The organism is Erwinia phyllosphaerae, assembly GCF_019132875.1.
In the GTDB taxonomy this organism is placed as follows: Bacteria; Pseudomonadota; Gammaproteobacteria; order Enterobacterales; family Enterobacteriaceae; genus Erwinia; species Erwinia phyllosphaerae.
In genome coordinates, this window is the sequence record NZ_JAHSPF010000027.1 from 1 (window position 1) to 2112 (window position 2112).

The 2112-nt window shown below is 55.1% G+C and carries 1 rRNA gene; it reads left to right on the plus strand.

Annotated features, from left to right (window positions below):
* Positions 1-2060, plus strand: a 23S ribosomal RNA gene (locus tag KUE00_RS21730); the annotation flags it as partial.
* Positions 2061-2112 lie beyond the last annotated feature (52 nt).

Genomic DNA, 2112 nt, shown 5'->3' on the forward strand with positions numbered 1-2112 from the left:
TCATCTCCGGGGGTAGAGCACTGTTTCGGCTAGGGGGCCATCCCGGCTTACCAACCCGATGCAAACTGCGAATACCGGAGAATGTTATCACGGGAGACACACGGCGGGTGCTAACGTCCGTCGTGAAGAGGGAAACAACCCAGACCGCCAGCTAAGGTCCCAAAGTCATGGTTAAGTGGGAAACGATGTGGGAAGGCACAGACAGCCAGGATGTTGGCTTAGAAGCAGCCATCATTTAAAGAAAGCGTAATAGCTCACTGGTCGAGTCGGCCTGCGCGGAAGATGTAACGGGGCTAAACCATGCACCGAAGCTGCGGCAGCGACGCTTATGCGTTGTTGGGTAGGGGAGCGTTCTGTAAGCCGTCGAAGGTGGCCTGTGAGGGCTGCTGGAGGTATCAGAAGTGCGAATGCTGACATAAGTAACGATAAAGCGGGTGAAAAGCCCGCTCGCCGGAAGACCAAGGGTTCCTGTCCAACGTTAATCGGGGCAGGGTGAGTCGACCCCTAAGGCGAGGCCGAAAGGCGTAGTCGATGGGAAACAGGTTAATATTCCTGTACTCGGTGTTACTGCGAAGGGGGGACGGAGAAGGCTATGTTGGCCGGGCGACGGTTGTCCCGGTTTAAGCGTGTAGGCTGAGCATCCAGGCAAATCCGGGTGCTTAAGGCTGAGGCGTGATGACGAGGCACTACGGTGCTGAAGTAACAGATGCCCTGCTTCCAGGAAAAGCCTCTAAGCTCCAGGTAACACAGAATCGTACCCCAAACCGACACAGGTGGTCAGGTAGAGAATACCAAGGCGCTTGAGAGAACTCGGGTGAAGGAACTAGGCAAAATGGTGCCGTAACTTCGGGAGAAGGCACGCTGGCGCGTAGGTGGAGGGACTTGCTCCCCGAGCCGAAGCCAGTCGAAGATACCAGCTGGCTGCAACTGTTTATTAAAAACACAGCACTGTGCAAACACGAAAGTGGACGTATACGGTGTGACGCCTGCCCGGTGCCGGAAGGTTAATTGATGGGGTTATCCGCAAGGAGAAGCTCTTGATCGAAGCCCCGGTAAACGGCGGCCGTAACTATAACGGTCCTAAGGTAGCGAAATTCCTTGTCGGGTAAGTTCCGACCTGCACGAATGGCGTAATGATGGCCAGGCTGTCTCCACCCGAGACTCAGTGAAATTGAACTCGCTGTGAAGATGCAGTGTACCCGCGGCAAGACGGAAAGACCCCGTGAACCTTTACTACAGCTTGACACTGAACATTGAGCCTTGATGTGTAGGATAGGTGGGAGGCTTTGAAGCGTGGACGCCAGTCTGCGTGGAGCCATCCTTGAAATACCACCCTTTAACGTTTGATGTTCTAACCTGGCGCCGTAATCCGGCGTGGGGACAGTGTCTGGTGGGTAGTTTGACTGGGGCGGTCTCCTCCCAAAGAGTAACGGAGGAGCACGAAGGTCAGCTAATCACGGTCGGACATCGTGAGGTTAGTGCAATGGCATAAGCTGGCTTGACTGCGAGAGTGACGGCTCGAGCAGGTGCGAAAGCAGGTCATAGTGATCCGGTGGTTCTGTATGGAAGGGCCATCGCTCAACGGATAAAAGGTACTCCGGGGATAACAGGCTGATACCGCCCAAGAGTTCATATCGACGGCGGTGTTTGGCACCTCGATGTCGGCTCATCACATCCTGGGGCTGAAGTAGGTCCCAAGGGTACGGCTGTTCGCCGTTTAAAGTGGTACGCGAGCTGGGTTTAGAACGTCGTGAGACAGTTCGGTCCCTATCTGCCGTGGGCGCTGGAGAATTGAGAGGGGTTGCTCCTAGTACGAGAGGACCGGAGTGAACGCACCGCTGGTGTTCGGGTTGTCACGCCAGTGGCATTGCCCGGTAGCTAAGTGCGGAAAAGATAAGCGCTGAAAGCATCTAAGCGCGAAACTTGCCTCGAGATGAGTTCTCCCTGTGGCTTTACGCCACCTGAAGGGACGTTGAAGACGACGACGTTGATAGGCCGGATGTGTAAGCGCAGCGATGCGTTGAGCTAACCGGTACTAATGACCCGTGAGGCTTAACCTTACAACGCCAGAAGCGTTCTGGCGCGTGTTGAGAGACACAGAATTTTCAGCTT